Genomic DNA, 18,185 nt, shown 5'->3' with positions numbered 1-18,185 from the left:
TGAAGTAAAAATAAAAAATTTATTTTCAAAAAACGCTAATGAAAGCTAAATAATTTAATGTAAAATCTATTTCTTTTATAGTGTTATTTATAAAAGTAAAAAATGAATTATTTTAAATAATTATAAGAAGTAATGTATACTTGGCTAGAAATATGAAATTTTAAAAAAAAAAAAAAATGATAAGAGATATAAACAAAATTATTTATATAATAGTAAAAATATAAAATGTAGTCTCATTAGAATTAAGGATTAATAATAATGAATAAATATAAATTACAAAATTTATTAAATATTAAAAAATGGTTTTTTATTTTTTTTATAATGATGTTTATAGGGATAACATGCTTTTACTTTTTTAACAAAAGAAAAATAATGACTATAGAAGATAGCGATAATTGTAAAAATTATGAAGATATAATGGATGATAATGATTTAAATAATGAAAAGACTTTAAATAGAATTCAATTATTTATAAAGCAAAACCATAATATATATGGCACTTTAGAAAGTTTGAAGTTAAGTAAATACTATATTATAAAAAATAAATTTAATTTGTCTATTGATGTATTACAAAATGTCTTAGAATGGTGTACAGATAATAATATAATTAACTTAATATATTTTAGGATATCAAAAATACAATTTGAATTAAAAAAATTTAAAAGCGCTTTATTGTCAGTTTCACATATTCAGGAATCATCTTGGACAAGTTCTATATGTAATTTAAAAGGAGATATATTTTTTGCTCTTGGAAACAAGCAGAATGCTATTAAATTTTGGAAAATTAGTTATTTTTTAGAAAAAAATGTATATGTGCGAAATTTTTTACATATGAAAATACTTTCACTTCAAAAACATGCAGATTTTTAATCTTATATGCAGCGAGTGTGAAACATTGATGGTTTATGAACATATATAATCAGTTTTTAATATTTTAAAGTTTATTACTTAGGAACATAAATGAAGGAAAAAGTTACTTTAGTTGGTAGACCTAATGTGGGAAAATCTACATTATTTAATATGATTACCAATACTCGAAATGCTTTAATTTCAGATTTTCCAGGATTAACTAGAGATAGAAATTATGGTAATTTAGATGATCAGCAAGAAACATTGATCATTGATACGGCTGGCATTTTCTATTCAAAAAATAAAACTAATTTAGAGAAAAAAATAGAACGCCATACTTTGATAGCTATAAAAGAAGCTACTGTAGTTTTATTTGTCGTTGATGGGTATGAGGGTATTACAAATGATGATTATACTTTAGCTAAAATGCTTCGCGTCCAAAAAAAAAGAATTATAGTTTTAATAAATAAAATGGATAAAGTAAAAGAAAAATTAGAAGTGAATGATTTTCATAGTTTAGGTTTTAAACACATGTATTATGTGTCTTTTTTAAATAAAAAGCAAATAAAACAGTGGTTTATTAAAAATATAATATGTAAGATACATAAAGTAAAAAAAAATGTTAATAATATTGAACAGAATAAAAAATTTTTTTTTCCTAGTGTATTCTATAAAAAGAGTAAGTTAAATAAATTAACATCTAGTAACAATATTCCTATAAATGTATCCGTAATAGGAAGACCTAATGTCGGTAAGTCTACTTTAATTAATTCTATTATTGGAATAGATAGAGTAATAACTTCTAGTTTTTCTGGAACAACTAGAGATAGTTTGTCAGTTCCAGTTCAGCATTATAATAAAAAATATATATTTGTTGACACTGCTGGAATAAAAAAAAAAATTATGACGATATAGAAGATATTTCTATTAAAAAATCATTAAAATCAATCAAAAACAGTAAAATTTCTATTTTAATTGTTAATCCTGAAGAAAATATAACTCATCAAGATCTTTTTTTATTATATTATGCCTTAAAACATGGAAAAACAGTCATTATTGCGGTTAATAAATGGGATTCTGTTATAGAAAAAAACAGAAACAGAATTAAACAATATATAAATTTAAAATTTAAAAATACGAATTTAGTTAAAATACATTTTATTTCAGCTAAATTTAATATTGGAATAAAGGAATTATTAGAATCTATTTTTAAGGTATATTTGTCTTCTATTCAAAATGTTAGTACTTCTCGTTTAACTAGTATATTAAGAAATGCGATAACGCATCATAATCCACCTATGAATAAAGGTAGAAGAATAAAATTAAAACATGCAAATCCAGTAGGATTTAGTCCTTTAAAAATAGTTATTCATGGAAATAAAGTAAATGCTTTACCTGTGTCGTATAAAAGATATTTGGAAAATTTTTTTCAAAAACAACTAAAAATGTTTGGAAGTCCGGTTAAATTGTTTTTTAAGAATAGTATTAATCCATATATCGATAATATATAGTTTTAAATATAAAATATTATATTTTAGTTATTATGAAATGTAAATTGATTTTATTTAGCGAGTAATTTATTAATTACTCGCATTTAATAATTTTAGCAAGTGTCGTATTACACTAAAATGAATTACTTTAGTATAATTTAATTTTTAATGATTGTATAAATATTTTTTATAAATTAAATATAAATAAATGTTTGATTATTTGATTCTTAAAGTGTTATATGGTATTTCAATTTCTATATTTTTATTTCCAATTTTTGCTTGACAACTTAATCGACTATGTTCTTCTAAACCTGCAGCTTGTCCTAGTATATCATCCTCATCTTCTTGTATCTTTGAAAGAGAATTAAATCCTTTTTTTATGATGCAATGGCAGGTAGTGCAAACACATGACTTTTCGCAAGTATGTTCTATTTGTATATTGTTTTTTAAAGCTGCTTCTAAAATTGTATCTCCGGTTTTTGCTGTTATAGTTATTCCATTTGGTAATATTTCTCGGTGTGGTAAAAATGTTATTTTTGGCATAGAAGACTCTTAAAATTTAAAATAAGAACACAGTAAGTACTAATATAAAAATATATATATTTTTTTTAACTAATGAACATTGGTTATTATATTGTAATAAATAATTTAAATATCACATTTAATCATATAAATCTTAAAATTAAACATAAGTTTAATTTAATAATTAATAGTTATTTAAATATATAAAAAAGATACATTACTTTGATAGTATAATTTGTTTTAAAAATTTTTTATTTAATATGTTATATACTACATAAATAATAATTAAATAAAGTTGTATATATTTCATAAAAAAAAGAGTGAATTTTATAAGAAAACTAATGTTTTATTTTTGTTTTTAAATTTTCAAAAAATTTTAATTTTAAAGTAGTATATATTGCTATTTTCCATAACTTTTGATTTAAGTAAACTTTTAGTTTACGCATATTGTCCAATTCAAAATTATTTATTTTTACATAAAAATCGTGTATTTTTTGTTTATTTTTTTTTTTTAAAATTTTATCTAATTGTTCATATAAAGAAAATTGTATTTTTAAAAAATTATTATATTTTTTTTTATATTTTGAAGATAGAGTAGTAATTCCATTAATTGAAAGTAAGTGTTCAGATCTTTGTATAGGGTTTCTTAAAATTTTATAACCTACATTTATACACATAGATTTATTTAAAAAGTTTTTTTTGGTATTTTTAGAGTTATTCATAGATAAGTCAGGATGAAACTGTTTTTGTAGTTTATAAAAGTGTCTAGTTAAATTTTTTAGATTTATTTCAAATTTTTCTGGTAAGTTAAATAAAACAAAATAATTCATTATATAACCTTATCAACTTATAGTGAAGATTATAGTTTTAATTTATATTAAATTTCTATTTTTTTATAACAGATAGTTTTTAACGCACTAAAACGATTGTTTCAGTGCGTTTTCATTATAAATATTTTTTTTACAAATAATGTTAATATTTAATGCTTTTAGTTTTTCTTTTATAATTTTTTTTTTTATAGTCTAAAATAGCTTTTTTAATGGCATCTTCAGCTAAAACAGAACAATGAATTTTTACAGGAGGTAATGCTAATTCTTTTACTATATCAGTATTATGAATTTTTTCTGCTTCATTAATTGATTTACCTTTTATCCATTCTGTAGCTAGAGAACTTGATGCTATTGCAGATCCGCATCCGTATGTTTTAAAACAAGCATCTTCAATTACTTCCTTATTATTAACTTTTATTTGCAGTTTCATTACGTCTCCACAAGCAGGAGCTCCTACAATACTAGTTCCAACATTTTTATCAGTGCTAGTAAAAGATCCTACATTTCTAGGATTTTCATAATGATCTAAAACTTTTTTACTATATGACATAATAATTATCACCATGTTAAATAATTTAAAACAAGTAATATGTAATTATATTACTCTTATAAGAAAAATACTATGTATTCCACTGTACTTTATTAATATCTATTCCTTCTTTATACATTTCCCATAGAGGAGATAATACTCGTAGTTTTCTTATAGCTAAGTGTATTAGATTGAGAGAGTACTCAATTTCTTTATTAGAAGTATATCTCCCAATAGAAAAACGAATAGAACTATGAGCTAATTCATCTTTTACGCCAATAGAACGAAGTACATAAGAAGGTTTTAAACTAGAAGAAGTACAAGCAGATCCAGAGGATACAGCGAGATCTTTTAAAGCCATTATTAAAGATTCTCCTTCAACATAGTTAAAACTAACGTTTAAAATATGAGGAGAACTATTTTTTAAATCAGTATTTAAATATACTTCTTCAATTTTTTTTATTCCATTCCAAAGTTGATTTCTTAAATTTGTGCAGTGTATATTATCATTTTTTAAATTTTTTCCAGCTAAAAAACAGGCTAATCCAAATCCTGCGATTTGGTGAACAGGAAGAGTTCCGGATCGCATCCCTCGTTCATGACCTCCACCATGTATTTGAGAAATTAAACGAACTCTTGGTTTTCTTCTTACATATAAAGCTCCTATTCCTTTTGGTCCATATATTTTGTGGGCAGAAAAAGACATTAAATCAATTTTCATTTTTTTTAAATTTATAGGAATTTTTCCAATTGCTTGTGTTGCATCTACATGTAAAATAACATTTTTTTTTTTGCAAATATTACTGATTTTAAATATGTCTTGTATTATTCCTATTTCATTATTTACATACATGATAGAAACTAATGCAGTTTTATTAGAAATTGCATCTTCTAATTCATTTAAATCAATTAAACCAGTCTTTTTTGGTGTTAAATACGTTACTTCAAATCCTTTTTTTTCTAAATATTGACAAGTATCTAAAATAGATTTATGTTCTGTTTTACTAGTAATAATGTGGTTTTTACTTTTATAAAAATCTAAAAATCCTTTTAAAGCTAAATTATTTGATTCAGTAGCTCCAGAAGTAAAAATAATTTCTCTAGGATCTGCTTTAATGAGATCAGAAATTTGATTTCTAGCAATATCTACTGCTTCTTCCGCAATCCATCCAAATTTATGAGAACGTGATGCTGGATTTCCAAAGTTTCCTGATATAGAGAGAAATTTATTCATGGTATTTATCACTTGTAAATCTACTGGTGTTGTTGCTGCATAATCTAAATAAATTGGTAATTTCATTTTATCCTCGAATGATAAATATTATTAAAATAAAAAAATTAAGTTTTATAAAAATTTATTTAACTAGTTTAAAGTAGTTAAAATTTTTTTTTAAATGTTATACAAAAGTTAAAAATATAATTTAAAGTAGAATAGAAAACAATACAGATAACATATATATGTATACAATATATATATAAGATTATATTAATTACGCAGTTATAAACTATAAAAGTAAAAAAAATATTAGACAATATTATTTTTTTTATAGTATAGTACCAAGATTATGTAAAAAATCTGACAATTCCTTTCAAGTTTATTCAAAACTAATGATATTAGGGATGTAGTTCAATTGGTAGAGCATCGGTCTCCAAAACCGAAAGTTGTGGGTTCAAGTCCCTCCATCCCTGTGAGATAAAATTGTGTCATGCATTAATTCATTATTATAAAAATAATAGAAATATAATAAATAATTCACATATAAAATGGATAATGTAGTTTTATATTAGTTGAAATTTTTTACTTTTTTTATTAAATTTAATGATTGTAAAAGTATATAGCATATATATTTTTTGTTTTAATAAATAAGAATAAAATATTTTTTATATTTTTAAGAATAAAAATTTAATTTTCTAGTTTTTTACTAAATTTTAATTAGATATATTTAAAAGAAAAATTTTAAGTATATAAAGTGTAATTATTAGAATAATTAAAAATAGATTAATTACGTTTAATTAAAATAAATTATAACTAAAAGAGTACTATAAAGTATGCCAGTATATCGATCTTATACAACTACTAAAGGTAAAAATATGTCTGGCGCTCGAGCTTTATGGCGAGCTACTGGAATGAATGATGATGATTTTAAGAAACCAATTATTGCTGTTGTAAATTCTTTTACTGAATTTGTTCCTGGGCATATTCATCTACAGAATGTAGGAAAAATCGTATCTTCTGAAATAAAAAAAACAGGGGGAGTACCTAAAGAATTCAATACTATAGCAGTTGATGATGGTATAGCAATGGGACATTCAGGAATGTTATATTCTTTACCATCAAGAGAGTTAATTGCGGATTCTGTAGAATATATGATAAATGCTCATTGTGCAGATGCTATGATATGTATATCTAATTGTGATAAAATAACTCCTGGTATGTTATTAGCTGCGATGAGGTTAAATATTCCTTCTATTTTTATATCAGGAGGTCCGATGGAATCAGGGAAGATTTTTTTAAAAAACAAAAAAATCTCTTTAGATTTAGTAGATGCAATTTTATCAGGAGTTCAAGATGAGTATTCAAAAAAGATATCAAAAAAAATAGAAGAAATTGCATGTCCTACATGTGGTTCTTGTTCGGGAATGTTTACAGCTAATTCCATGAATTGTCTTGTTGAAGCTATAGGACTATCTCTTCCAGGGAACGGGACTCTTCTAGCAACTCATATAGATAGAAAGAAATTGTTTATTAAATCGGCAAAAAGAATAGTAAAAATAACAAAGTCTTTTTATGAGAATGAAGATTTTTCAGTTTTACCAAGAATGATTGCTAATAAACATGCGTTAAATAATGCAATGATTATGGATATAGCTATGGGGGGTTCTACTAATACTATACTTCATTTGTTAGCTATTGCTCAAGAAGGAAACATCGATTTTAGCATGAAAGACATTGATCACTTAGCTAAAAAAGTTCCTAATTTATGTAAAATATCTCCGAGTAGTAAAAAATATCATATGGAAGATTTTCATAGAGCTGGCGGAGTTATGGGAGTATTAAACGAACTACATAAAATCAATTTACTTAATGTTAATGTAAAAAATATTTTAGGTTTAACTTTAAAAAATACGCTGAAAATCTACGACATTTTGTCAACTAATCATAAATTAGTATTGAAAATGTTTAAAGCTGCACCAAAGGGGGAGAAAACTATAAAAGCATTTTCTCAAAATTGTAGATGGAAGCAGTTAGATATAGACAGAAAAAATGGATGTATACGATCTAGTAAAAATGCTTATAGTAAAGATGGAGGATTAGCTATTCTATACGGAAATATAGCTAAAGATGGATGTGTGGTAAAAACCGCTGGTGTTTTAGAAGATAACTATATTTTTTCTGGAAAAGCAAAAGTTTATGAAAGTCAAGAAGAAGCGGTAGATGCTATATTACATCTTAAAATAAAAAAAGGAGATGTAATTGTTATTCGTTATGAAGGGCCAAAAGGAGGTCCTGGAATGCAAGAAATGCTTTATCCTACTACTTATTTAAAATCTACAGGTATGGATAAGTTTTGCGCATTAATAACTGATGGTAGATTTTCTGGAGGAACTTCAGGGTTATCTATTGGACATATTTCTCCTGAAGCTGCAAATAAAGGTCTTTTAGCTTTAGTAAGAGATGGCGATGCTATTAAAATAGATATTCCTAATCGTTCAATAAATTTAATAATTAGTAAATTAGAAGTAAGTAAAAGAAAAAAATTAGAAGAATATAGAAGAGAAAAAGCTTACACTCCTCGAGATAGAGTTAGAAAAATTTCTACTGCATTAAGATTATATGCTAAATTTGCTACAAGTGCTAACATGGGAGCGGTGAGAGATAGAAAGTTATTATAAGTAAACATTATTAGATGGAAACAAGAATATTTTTTAGATTTATATTTTTTTGTTATATAGATGTTTTAAAAATAAAAGTAGTCAGTATTAAAATATAAGTATATAAAATCTCACGTTAGTAATATTAAATTAAGAGGAGTAACTATGCCTAATTATTTCAATAAGTTATGTTTTAGAGAAAAGTTAATAGAAATAAAAAAAAGTAAGCTTTTAAGTTCATCCGATTTTTTAAATGGAGTAGATTTTTTAAAAAATAAAAAAATAGTAATAGTTGGTTGTGGATCTCAAGGATTAAATCAAGGTTTAAATATGAGAGATTCTGGATTGGATGTTTCTTTTGCTCTTAGAAATAAAACTATTGAAGAAAAAGGAAATTCTTGGAAAAATGCTATCAAAAATAAATTTTTAGCTTTAGATTATGAATCTATTATTCCTTTTGCTGATGTAGTTATTAACTTAACGCCAGATAGAGAACATTCAAAAGTAGTAAAAAAAATAATGCCAATGATGAAATCAGGTTCTTTTTTAGGTTATTCTCATGGTTTTAATATAGTAGAAGTTGGAGAAAAGATAAGAGAAGATGTTACAGTTATTATGGTAGCTCCAAAATGTCCTGGTACTGAAGTAAGAGCAGAGTTTGTACGTGGATTTGGAGTTCCAGCTTTAATAGCTGTTCACACTAATAATGATTTAAAAAAAGAAGGAATACATGCAGCAAAAGCATGGTCTGTTTCAATAGGATCTCATCGAGCAGGAGTTTTAGAATCATCATTCATAGCTGAAGTTAAGTCAGATTTAATGGGTGAACAAACAATTTTATGTGGTATGCTGCAGAGTGCTTCTATATCTTTTTTTGAAAAGTTAATTAGTAGTGGTGTACATAAAAATTATGCAGTGAATTTAATTCAAAATGGTTGGGAAAAAATTACTGAAACATTAAAACAAGGTGGAATTTGGTTAATGTTAGATAGATTATCTAGTTCTGCTAAGATTGAAACTTGTAAATTATCTAATAAATTAAAGAAAATATTCTCTCCTTTATATTATAAGCATATGGATGATATTATTTCTGGAAAATTTTCAGAAAAAGTTATTAATGATTGGAAAAATAATAATAAAGATTTGATTGATTTACGTCAAGAAAATAAAAATAGTGATTTTGAAAAAGCAAAAAAATCAGAAATTTCTCTTTCAGATCAAGAGTATTTCGATAATGGAATAGTTATGGTTGCTATTTTAAAAGCTGGTATTGAACTATCTTTTGAGGTTATGTTAGAATCTGGTATTTCTGCAGAATCAGCTTATTATGAATCTCTACATGAGCTTCCTTTAATTGCGAATACAATTTCTAGGAAAAGATTATATGAGATGAATTTAGTAATATCTGATACAGCTGAATATGGAAATTATTTATTTACTAGAAAAGCTTTACCAATTTTTAGAAGTTTTATGTCGAATTTAAATATAAATAAAATAAATAAATTAATAAAAGAAAATATAGTTGATAACGTTGAGCTAAATGATTTAAATAGTCAGATTTATAATCATCCTATTGAATTAATAGGAAGGAAATTAAGAATTTATATGAAAGATAAAAATAATCATTCTAGTTTAGTTATTAAAAAATAAAGGATATATTTTAAATAAAAAAAAATAATTATATTAAATATGAATAAACATTTTTTTAAATTTAAAATTATTTATTATTTAAATTTTTTTAATCGTTTTTAACTTTATTTAAAAAAAGTTTATTCAAGTAATTATTTTTCTTTTTTACATACATGAGAACTATGGTTTTTCTTAATAATTATCAAAAATATTCTATTTCTTTTATAACAGGGCTATGTTTTGTTATCGCTGGATCTTGTTCTAGGAAAATACGAGTTATAATAGAAAAAATTATTTGTTTAATTAAATATAGTAATTTTAAATCAGATAATCTTATAGCTTTAACTTTTACTAATAAAGCAGTAAAATAAATACAAGATAGAATAAGTAAAAGAGTTAGAGATATAGATATTAAAGATTTAAAAATTTTAACCTTTCATTCTTTTGGAATGTATATATATAAAATATGAATTGTCTATTTTAAAGATATTTCAAAGTTTTTTTTGTTATTAGTGATAAAGAATAGAGTAATTTGTTACATAAAATTACTTATAACTTATTAAGTTCTGATAAAGTTCTAATAAAATTATTATAATATAAAATTTTTAAATAGAAGAATAATCTTTTTAATCCTAAAGAAGCTATGCTTTATGCTATCTCTAATAGAGAAAAAAATTTGCTGAATGTTATCATTTATATGTTAGTTTTTTTAAAAAATCGAATTTATTGGATTTTAATGATCTTTTATATGTTCCTACTCGTTTATTACAGAATAATAATAAAGTAAGAAATAGCTGAAAAAAAATATAATATTTTTTAGTTAACGAATATCAAGATATAAACTTAATTCAGTATAAATTAATTTTTTTATTACAAAATAATAATTTTGCTTTAGTAGGTGATGATAATCAATCTATTTATTCATAGAGAGGAGCTAATTTAAAAAGATTTTCATGATTAAAAACTGATTTTCCTTCTATTAAAGTGATTAAGCTAGAAGAAAATTACCGATCTGTAAAAAGAATAATTAAAATTGCTAATAGTGTAATTTCTCATACTATTAATATATATGAAAAATGCATATTTTCTAATTTAGAACATGGAATAAAAACTAAAATAATAAAATTAAGAAATGAAAAAGATGAATCAGAATCGGTATTAGATGAAGCGCACAAAATTAGCTTAAAAAGTTCTTTTTTTAATTATAAAGATTGTGCTATTTTGTATATAAATAATTATCAGTCTCATATTTTAGAAAAAGCTTGCATAAAAAAAATATTTCATATGTAATCTCTGGAAAAAATTATTTTTTAATTGTTTAGAAGTAAAAGTTATTATTTTATGTTTAGGATTAATTATAAATATGAATAATAATAGTGCATTTTTGCAGATTATTAACATTATAGGTAGAAATATTGGTACTGAAACCATAAAAAAAATAGAAGAGTATGCATATAAGACAAAAAATAATCTTTTTAGTGTGACTTCGATAAACGTTTAACTATTAACATGAGTACTAAAAGTTTGAAATCATTAAAAAATTTTCTTACTTGTATTCGAAAATTAAATAAGTGTATAGAACAACATTCATTAAAAAATTTTTCTCAACATTCTTACTAGAGATAGAGTATAAAAAATAGATTTTTTCTAAATTTAAAAGTTCTGAAAAAATAAAGAAAGCTATTTATAATGTAAATAAGTTTATAACATGGATTAATATTATTTTGTCAAGAATAGAAAAGATTAACACTAAAATAATAAAAGACGTGTTATTAAAAATAGCAATATTGAGTAGAAATGAAGATTATTATAACAGCAATAATAGAATTGGAAATATTCAACTAATGACGTTACGTTCTTCTAAGGGATTAGAGTTTTTACATGTTTTTATAGTTGGTATAGAAGAAGATATTCTCTAGAATATACAAAGTGTTTATCAGTATAATATAGAAGAAAAAAGAAGGTTATTTTATGTTGGTTTTACTCGAGTAAAATCAACATTAGTATTAACAATTTGTAATTTTAGAAAAAGATATGGTAGAATGACAAGTAATAAACCAAGTCGGTGTTTATATGAATTACCTAAAGAAAACGTATTATGAAAAATAGATGTTAGAAAATGTAATATATAATTATATATATGTATATTAATAAATTTTAAATGTATTTTTTTGAAAAGTTATGTATTATTTTTTTTTATAAAAAGAGGAAAACTTTTAGCAAAACTAGTTTTTTTTTTTTATTTATGATAAAATAAGTTTTAATATTATACTATAAGTATAATTGTATTATTAAATTCAATATTATTTAGTAGTTACTTATTTAATATACAATATTATTTACTTAATTTTTATATTTTAAAAAAAATTATAAAAAGTGATCATATAATTATGAAAACAAAATATGTTAACCCTGTAACAGATAATAATTTTAAGGAAAAAATATTAGAATACAAAGGATTTTCATTAGTAGATTTTTGGGCAAACTGGTGTCATCCGTGTAAACTATTAGCACCTGTTCTAGAAGAAGTTGCAAAAGAATATGAGAGTAAATTATTATTTTGGTCAATTAATGTAGAACATAATAGTGTTACATCTAACAAATATTCTATTAAAGGTATTCCTACTTTATTGTTATTTAAAAATGGAGAAGTATCAGCCAGTAAAGTAGGATTCGTATCTAAACAAGAATTAACAATATTTCTAGATGAACATTTAAAATAAAAAACGTATACAATATTTTTTAATATTTATTAATATAAAATATTTTTTTTAATTCAGTTGAAATACATGTTTTAATTTTTATATTTTATTCATTTCTTTTAATTTCATAATGTATTTATGTTTTTTTTAATTAATGCATTATTCTTTTTAAGGATTATCCCGCGTTTACTAAGAACCCACCACTATGAATTTAACTGAATTAAAAAATAAACTAGTGTCAGAATTAATTATTCTTGGCGAAACTATGGGATTAGAAAATTTGGCACGTATGCGAAAGCAAGATATAATATTTTCAATATTAAAACAACATTCAAAAAGCGGAGAAGATATATTTGGAAATGGTGTTTTAGAAATTTTACAAGATGGGTTCGGTTTTTTACGTTCAGCAGACAGTTCTTATCTTGCTGGACCAGACGATATTTATGTGTCTCCTAGTCAAATAAGAAGATTTAATTTACGTACTGGAGATACTATTTCAGGAAAGATACGTCCGCCAAAAGAAGGTGAAAGATATTTTGCTTTATTAAAGGTAAATCAAGTTAATTATGATAGACCGGAAAATGCAAGAAGTAAAATTTTATTTGAAAATTTAACTCCATTACATGCTAATTCTAGATTAAGAATGGAAAGAGGAAATGGATCTACAGAAGATTTAACAGCGCGAGTATTAGACTTAGCTTCTCCTATTGGAAGAGGACAGCGTGGGTTAATTGTAGCTCCTCCTAAAGCTGGTAAAACTATGCTTTTGCAAAATATTGCTCAAAGTATTGCGTATAATCATCCAGAGTGCGTTTTAATGGTTTTATTAATAGATGAACGTCCAGAAGAAGTGACAGAAATGCAAAGGCTAGTGAAAGGAGAAGTAGTAGCTTCTACTTTTGATGAACCAGCTTCTAGACATGTTCAAGTTGCTGAAATGGTAATAGAAAAAGCAAAAAGATTAGTCGAGCATAAAAAAGATGTAATAATTTTGTTAGATTCTATTACCAGATTAGCTAGAGCATATAATACAGTAGTTCCTGCTTCCGGAAAAGTGTTAACTGGAGGGGTAGATGCTAATGCTTTACACAGGCCAAAAAGGTTTTTTGGAGCAGCAAGAAATGTTGAAGAAGGTGGTAGTTTAACAATTATTGCTACAGCGTTAATAGATACTGGTTCTAAAATGGATGAAGTAATATATGAAGAATTTAAAGGGACAGGAAATATGGAATTACCATTATCTAGAAAAATAGCAGAAAAAAGAGTTTTTCCTGCTATAGATTACAATCGTTCTGGTACTAGAAAAGAAGAATTATTAACTACTGTAGAAGAATTACAAAAAATGTGGATTTTGAGAAAAATTATTCATCCGATGGGCGAAATAGATGCCATGGAATTTTTGATTAATAAATTAGCTATGACAAAAACTAACGATGAATTTTTTAATATGATGAAGAGGTCATAATTAAAATATATATAGAATATAATTCTATTACATTAAATGTAGTCTTCTTATAAAAAATACAATTATATGTACAATCTAAGTGATATTAATTTTATTACATAATTAAGTTTTCAGGTAAAAATTATATATTTAAATTAATATTTAAATTTATATTGTTTATAAATAGTTTATTTATTATATGTCATTATGTGATAAATAAAATTAATTTTCTTTTTCAAACTAATTTTTATTAAAATATGTAACTTATAGGCGCTTATAGCTCAATTGGATAGAGCTTTACCCTTCGAAGGTAAAGGTTTCAGGTTCGAGTCCTGATAAGCGTATATTTTTATTTTGTAAATTAGTAAAAATATTTTAGACAAATTCAATAATTTGTATATAATATTATATGTACTTTATTTTAAAAGTTTGTAATAAAAATTATACAAACTAGAATCCGTTATATTGGTGATTATAGCTCAGCTGGTAGAGCGCTGGATTGTGATTCCAGTGGTCATGGGTTCAAATCCCATTAATCACCCAAAATGCAAAAATGATTATATATTTAGTATATATGTATTTTTTTATTTCAAATAATATAGTATTCGGCGAATAGCGCAGCTTGGTAGCGCAACTGGTTTGGGACCAGTAGGTCAGAGGTTCAAATCCTCTTTCGCCGATAAAGATTATAAATAATTTTTTTATATTTAAGTATTTTTAGAAAAAAACATAACAGTAGCTTAAATTATTTAAATAAACAATAAATAATATTTATTATAAAGTATAATACATTTTATATTATGTATGTAAACGTTTTAGTTTTATCAAGTTGATAGTTAATTAAATTATTATAATTATAATTATTGTATATTAATACAATAGATATTTTTATTTTTTTCAAACAGTTACATAATATTTTGATGATATCGTTTTAATTAAGTTTATATAATATCTTTTTTTTAAACGTTGTATTTTATAGCTAAATTTCATTTTTGTTTATATTAAATTTTAAAATTTAGTTGATTTAAATTTGTTATAATATTGCAAAATATATATTTATTTTAAATATGTAATATATATGTAATTTTATTATGGTAAATATACTGTTTAAATAGGTTTGAATTAGAGTTAAAATTATGAATAATAAAAAAAAATAGTTTTTTCTAAGATGCATGGATTGGGAAATGATTTTATGGTAGTAGATAATAGATTACAAAATATATTATTTACTGCGTCTTTAATAAAAAAATTATCTCATAGAAATCTTGGAATTGGTTTTGATCAGTTGTTATTACTAGAAAAAGTTACAACGTACAACATAGATTTTATATATAGAATTTTTAATTCGAATGGAACAGAAGTAGAACAGTGTGGAAATGGTGCAAGGTGTGTAGCCTATTTTTTATTAATAAAAAATATAACAGAAAAAAAAAATATACGATTACAAACTGTAACTAGAAATATACATGTTTCTTTTTTAAAAAAAAATTATATTCAAGTAAACATGGGATTTCCTTCATTTAAGACAGAAGATATTCCTTGTTTAAAAAAAAACATAACAGAGAATAGTTATTCTGTTATTTTTGAAAGTAAAAAAATAACATTTAGTGTTGTATCATTAGGAAATCCTCATTGTGTTATTCTTTGTAAAAATATTAAAAATGTAGACATTGCTCGTATAGGTAATTTTTTGCAAACGCATGATATTTTTCCAAAAGGAGTAAATGTCAGTTTTGTAGAAATAATTAATTTTTATGAAATAAAATTAAGAGTATATGAGAGAGGAGTAAATAAAGAGACAAGAGCATGCGGTAGTGGAGCTTGTGCTTCTGCGGTCGTATTAATTAGTAAAAGATTGTTGTCTAATGAGAAAAAAATAAAAGTAAATTTGCCAGGAGGATTTTTATACATTAAATGGAAAGGGAACAATAATCATATATATATGACAGGTTCAGCGACTCATGTTTATGATGGAGTTTTTTTTCTTTAAAAAAATTGTTATATTCTGAATACATTTTTTTAAATTTTCAATATTAATGAAATAGTTATAGATTTATTTTTTTATAAATTTGTATTACATTACACTAGTATTTCATATATATATGTTTAAAATATTTAAATATAATTGTAAATAAAGTAGTTTATTTATTTTAAATGAGCATGAAATAACTAAAATTAAATGTTAATTGTCAATTAAGCATTATTGTTAATAAAATATTGGTTTATTATAAAAATGTTTATTTAAAATTTGTATATTAAATAAAATAATAAAACTATTACTATTTTAATTTATTAAAAATAAAAAAAATATTTGGTATATATAAATAATTTATAGAATTCTATTCTATATATAGAGTTATTGTGTATAATTTAATTTAATTTAATTTAATGTTAATTAAACATATATAGTAATATTGTTTAATTTATATATGTATACTTTTGATAAAAAATATAACATATTTTTTATGATGTTAAATATATTTAATATGTAAAAATAGTTATACATAAATATATTTTGTTATTTGTATATAAAATTTTTCAAGTATGATGTATTATATACTTAATATAATATTTAAATATGTGGTCAATTTGTTATTTTTTAAAAATACTACGTACAGTTGTTTTTTTTCGTCAAACATATTTTAATAAGTAAAAAAAAATTAATTAGTAATCATTCATAGAAATGATTTTTGTAATATAGTTTAATTTAAGAGAAAAACTATTACCATTAATCTTGATTATATATGATTTATTAGAAATCACGAAAGTAAAAAACTTGAAGAGGATGTAGAATTATGCCAAATATTGAATTAGTTAATTCAAACAGTTCTACTATTAAAAATGATATAAAAGAAAATAATGTAACTACATTTATTAAAAGCTCGAATAATTATAATAATAATGTAAATGAGAATAAAAATACAAATAAAACTTCGGTAATTTTGTATAATCCTACAACTAATGAAGGTGAGTACATTTCTAGTGATGACGATAGAGTAAATCAAGATTTAGGTTATTCTAGTGTTAAGAATATAGATAATAAAGATAATAACAAATCTATTGCTATTAATAATTTAAATTTTTTTTCTTTTTCTTCTTTGATTCCAAAATTTTTCTTTTCAAATAATTCAGAAGAATTGAAAAAAATAGATAGGAGCTTTTTTAATCGTATATTCGGAAGTTTAACAATGATGGGAGTTACTACTGATTTAGGATCTGTAGATAATGATAAACCTGAAGAAAATATTTTAGCGTCTAAAAATATTGATTATTCCAAATTAAATTCTGCGGTATCCCACGTTTCTAAAGATGTAAAAGAAACTATAAACGAAAAAATTATTCCAATGTTTCGTAGATTAAAACAAGTAAAAGATAAAGTATGTGATTTTTTAAGTGCAGATTATGAAAGACAAAGATTAGAAAAAGAATTTTATAATAACTGTGTTACTGCTGCTTCTTCTGTTCCAGTAAGAAAAACTGATAATGAACCTGTTGTTACTCCTGATGAAAATTCTGCTTATATAGAACGAGTAAATCCTCTGTTAAATTCTCAAACAAACGTTAATTGGGTATATCTTTCTAAAGATATTGCATTTTTAGAAACTAAAGATGTTAAAAATGAATTAGAAGATGAATTTAAAGAAGTTCAAAAATCTAATAATTTGAGTAATAATTTTACAAACAAATTTAAGAAATCAGAATATGTATGTAATGATACAATATTAAAAAATTGTTCTTTAGATAAATTTATGCGGGATTTTAAAGAAAAAATAACAGATCCTGAAGATCAGAAAATATTTTCTGTACTTGCTAGTAAAAAGTTATTTACAGTTCCACAAGAGTTTATTAGAGAAAATTATTCACAAGTACATGCATATGAAAATCAAGATCCTATTTATCGTTATGAATTTGTTAAATCAGAAAATAATGAGCGTCAAGTAATAGCGACTAAAATTATCCAGTCAAATAAGTTAGAATCAAAAGATAGTATTGAAAGAAATATGTTTGGTATGAGAACAACGATTTCTTTTGACCAAAATCGTATATCTGATATAGAATATCAAATTTTAGTAAAATAATATCAATATTTTTGTAAAAAAATAAAACAAAAAATTGATGATAACCTATTATTTTAATGCTAGTTAAAAATATGTAAAAACAAATTTTACTCTTTTATAGTAAAATTTGTTTTTAATGAATTTAATTTATTAATATGAGCAATTAATTATTTAATTATTATTAATGAATTTAAAAATTCTATTAGAAATGAAATTATTTTATTATTTTCATTTATATGTACGCGAAAAGAAATAGAAA

16 protein-coding genes, 4 tRNA genes and 3 pseudogenes are annotated in these 18,185 nt (G+C 23.2%); 19 read left to right on the top strand and 4 right to left on the bottom strand.

Going from position 1 to position 18,185, the window contains the following annotated elements; genetic code table 11:
- Positions 1-258: 258 nt before the first annotated feature.
- The 4 genes and pseudogenes from AB4W63_RS02445 (at position 259) to AB4W63_RS02430 (ending at position 2,360) form a co-directional block, all read left to right on the top strand.
- The gene (locus AB4W63_RS02445) at positions 259-870 is read left to right on the top strand and encodes a YfgM family protein (protein WP_367680990.1); all 612 of its coding nucleotides are present in this window, start codon (positions 259-261) and stop codon (positions 868-870) included.
- A gap of 90 nt (positions 871-960) precedes the next feature.
- Positions 961-1,764 (top strand): GTPase, encoded by an 804-nt coding sequence (locus tag AB4W63_RS02440; RefSeq protein ID WP_367680989.1) that lies wholly within the window; start codon positions 961-963, stop codon positions 1,762-1,764.
- Positions 1,761-2,051: pseudogene (locus AB4W63_RS02435) on the top strand (GTP-binding protein); the annotation flags it as partial. The gene AB4W63_RS02440 and the pseudogene AB4W63_RS02435, both read left to right, overlap by 4 nt.
- A gap of 18 nt (positions 2,052-2,069) precedes the next feature.
- Positions 2,070-2,360, top strand: coding sequence for a hypothetical protein (locus AB4W63_RS02430; RefSeq protein ID WP_367680988.1), 291 nt, complete (start codon positions 2,070-2,072; stop codon positions 2,358-2,360).
- A 195-nt stretch (positions 2,361-2,555) separates the two neighbouring features.
- Here the strand turns inward: AB4W63_RS02430 and fdx are convergent, their stop codons facing one another.
- The 4 genes from fdx to AB4W63_RS02410 all read right to left on the bottom strand — a co-directional run bounded on the left by fdx (position 2,556) and on the right by AB4W63_RS02410 (position 5,520).
- A complete protein-coding gene (gene fdx / locus AB4W63_RS02425; RefSeq protein ID WP_367680987.1) occupies positions 2,556-2,882 on the bottom strand; it encodes an ISC system 2Fe-2S type ferredoxin in 327 nt (108 codons plus the stop codon).
- A 317-nt stretch (positions 2,883-3,199) separates the two neighbouring features.
- Complete coding sequence (hscB, locus tag AB4W63_RS02420) at positions 3,200-3,691, bottom strand: Fe-S protein assembly co-chaperone HscB (RefSeq protein ID WP_367680986.1); 492 nt, start codon at positions 3,689-3,691, stop codon at positions 3,200-3,202.
- A 142-nt stretch (positions 3,692-3,833) separates the two neighbouring features.
- Complete coding sequence (iscU, locus tag AB4W63_RS02415; protein WP_367680985.1) at positions 3,834-4,241, bottom strand: Fe-S cluster assembly scaffold IscU; 408 nt, start codon at positions 4,239-4,241, stop codon at positions 3,834-3,836.
- A gap of 70 nt (positions 4,242-4,311) precedes the next feature.
- Entirely contained in the window at positions 4,312-5,520 is a 1,209-nt protein-coding gene (locus AB4W63_RS02410; RefSeq protein ID WP_367680984.1) for an IscS subfamily cysteine desulfurase, read from the bottom strand.
- 316 nt (positions 5,521-5,836) lie between these two features.
- Here AB4W63_RS02410 and AB4W63_RS02405 point away from each other — a divergent pair.
- From AB4W63_RS02405 to AB4W63_RS02335, 15 genes and pseudogenes are all read left to right on the top strand, one after another.
- Positions 5,837-5,909 (top strand) — tRNA-Trp (locus tag AB4W63_RS02405).
- Positions 5,910-6,269: 360 nt separating this feature from the next.
- A complete protein-coding gene (gene ilvD / locus AB4W63_RS02400) occupies positions 6,270-8,114 on the top strand; it encodes a dihydroxy-acid dehydratase (RefSeq protein ID WP_367680983.1) in 1,845 nt (614 codons plus the stop codon).
- A 144-nt stretch (positions 8,115-8,258) separates the two neighbouring features.
- Complete coding sequence (gene ilvC, locus AB4W63_RS02395; protein ID WP_367680982.1) at positions 8,259-9,743, top strand: ketol-acid reductoisomerase; 1,485 nt, start codon at positions 8,259-8,261, stop codon at positions 9,741-9,743.
- A 161-nt stretch (positions 9,744-9,904) separates the two neighbouring features.
- Positions 9,905-10,093, top strand: coding sequence for a UvrD-helicase domain-containing protein (locus AB4W63_RS02390; protein ID WP_367680981.1), 189 nt, complete (start codon positions 9,905-9,907; stop codon positions 10,091-10,093).
- A 310-nt stretch (positions 10,094-10,403) separates the two neighbouring features.
- A pseudogene (locus AB4W63_RS02385) lies at positions 10,404-10,649 on the top strand (UvrD-helicase domain-containing protein); the annotation flags it as partial.
- A 57-nt stretch (positions 10,650-10,706) separates the two neighbouring features.
- The gene (locus tag AB4W63_RS02380; protein WP_367680980.1) at positions 10,707-11,012 is read left to right on the top strand and encodes a 3'-5' exonuclease; all 306 of its coding nucleotides are present in this window, start codon (positions 10,707-10,709) and stop codon (positions 11,010-11,012) included.
- Positions 11,005-11,223 (top strand): 3'-5' exonuclease, encoded by a 219-nt coding sequence (locus AB4W63_RS02375; RefSeq protein ID WP_367681212.1) that lies wholly within the window; start codon positions 11,005-11,007, stop codon positions 11,221-11,223. The genes AB4W63_RS02380 and AB4W63_RS02375 overlap by 8 nt, the downstream gene beginning before the upstream one ends.
- A gap of 139 nt (positions 11,224-11,362) precedes the next feature.
- Positions 11,363-11,824, top strand: a pseudogene (locus tag AB4W63_RS02370) (3'-5' exonuclease).
- A gap of 288 nt (positions 11,825-12,112) precedes the next feature.
- Positions 12,113-12,445, top strand: coding sequence for a thioredoxin (gene trxA / locus AB4W63_RS02365; protein WP_367680979.1), 333 nt, complete (start codon positions 12,113-12,115; stop codon positions 12,443-12,445).
- A 184-nt stretch (positions 12,446-12,629) separates the two neighbouring features.
- Positions 12,630-13,889, top strand: a complete 1,260-nt coding sequence (gene rho / locus AB4W63_RS02360) for a transcription termination factor Rho (protein ID WP_367680978.1) — start codon at positions 12,630-12,632, stop codon at positions 13,887-13,889.
- Positions 13,890-14,138: 249 nt separating this feature from the next.
- Positions 14,139-14,212: transfer RNA gene (locus tag AB4W63_RS02355), tRNA-Arg, on the top strand.
- A 124-nt stretch (positions 14,213-14,336) separates the two neighbouring features.
- A tRNA-His gene (locus AB4W63_RS02350) sits at positions 14,337-14,409 on the top strand.
- A 65-nt stretch (positions 14,410-14,474) separates the two neighbouring features.
- Positions 14,475-14,548: transfer RNA gene (locus tag AB4W63_RS02345), tRNA-Pro, on the top strand.
- A gap of 488 nt (positions 14,549-15,036) precedes the next feature.
- On the top strand, positions 15,037-15,858 hold the full coding sequence (gene dapF / locus AB4W63_RS02340) for a diaminopimelate epimerase (protein WP_367680977.1): 822 nt from the start codon (positions 15,037-15,039) through the stop codon (positions 15,856-15,858).
- An 805-nt stretch (positions 15,859-16,663) separates the two neighbouring features.
- Positions 16,664-17,947 carry a hypothetical protein gene (locus AB4W63_RS02335; protein ID WP_367680976.1) on the top strand — a complete coding sequence of 428 codons (1,284 nt, stop codon included), beginning with the start codon at positions 16,664-16,666 and terminating at the stop codon, positions 17,945-17,947.
- Positions 17,948-18,185: the final 238 nt, after the last annotated feature.

The sequence above is a fragment of the Buchnera aphidicola (Anoecia corni) genome (assembly GCF_964056675.1).
Lineage (GTDB): Bacteria > Pseudomonadota > Gammaproteobacteria > Enterobacterales > Enterobacteriaceae > Buchnera_E > Buchnera_E aphidicola_B.
The sequence above is the reverse complement of the archived record's forward strand: the minus strand, read 5'-3'. Positions and strand labels throughout refer to the sequence as shown.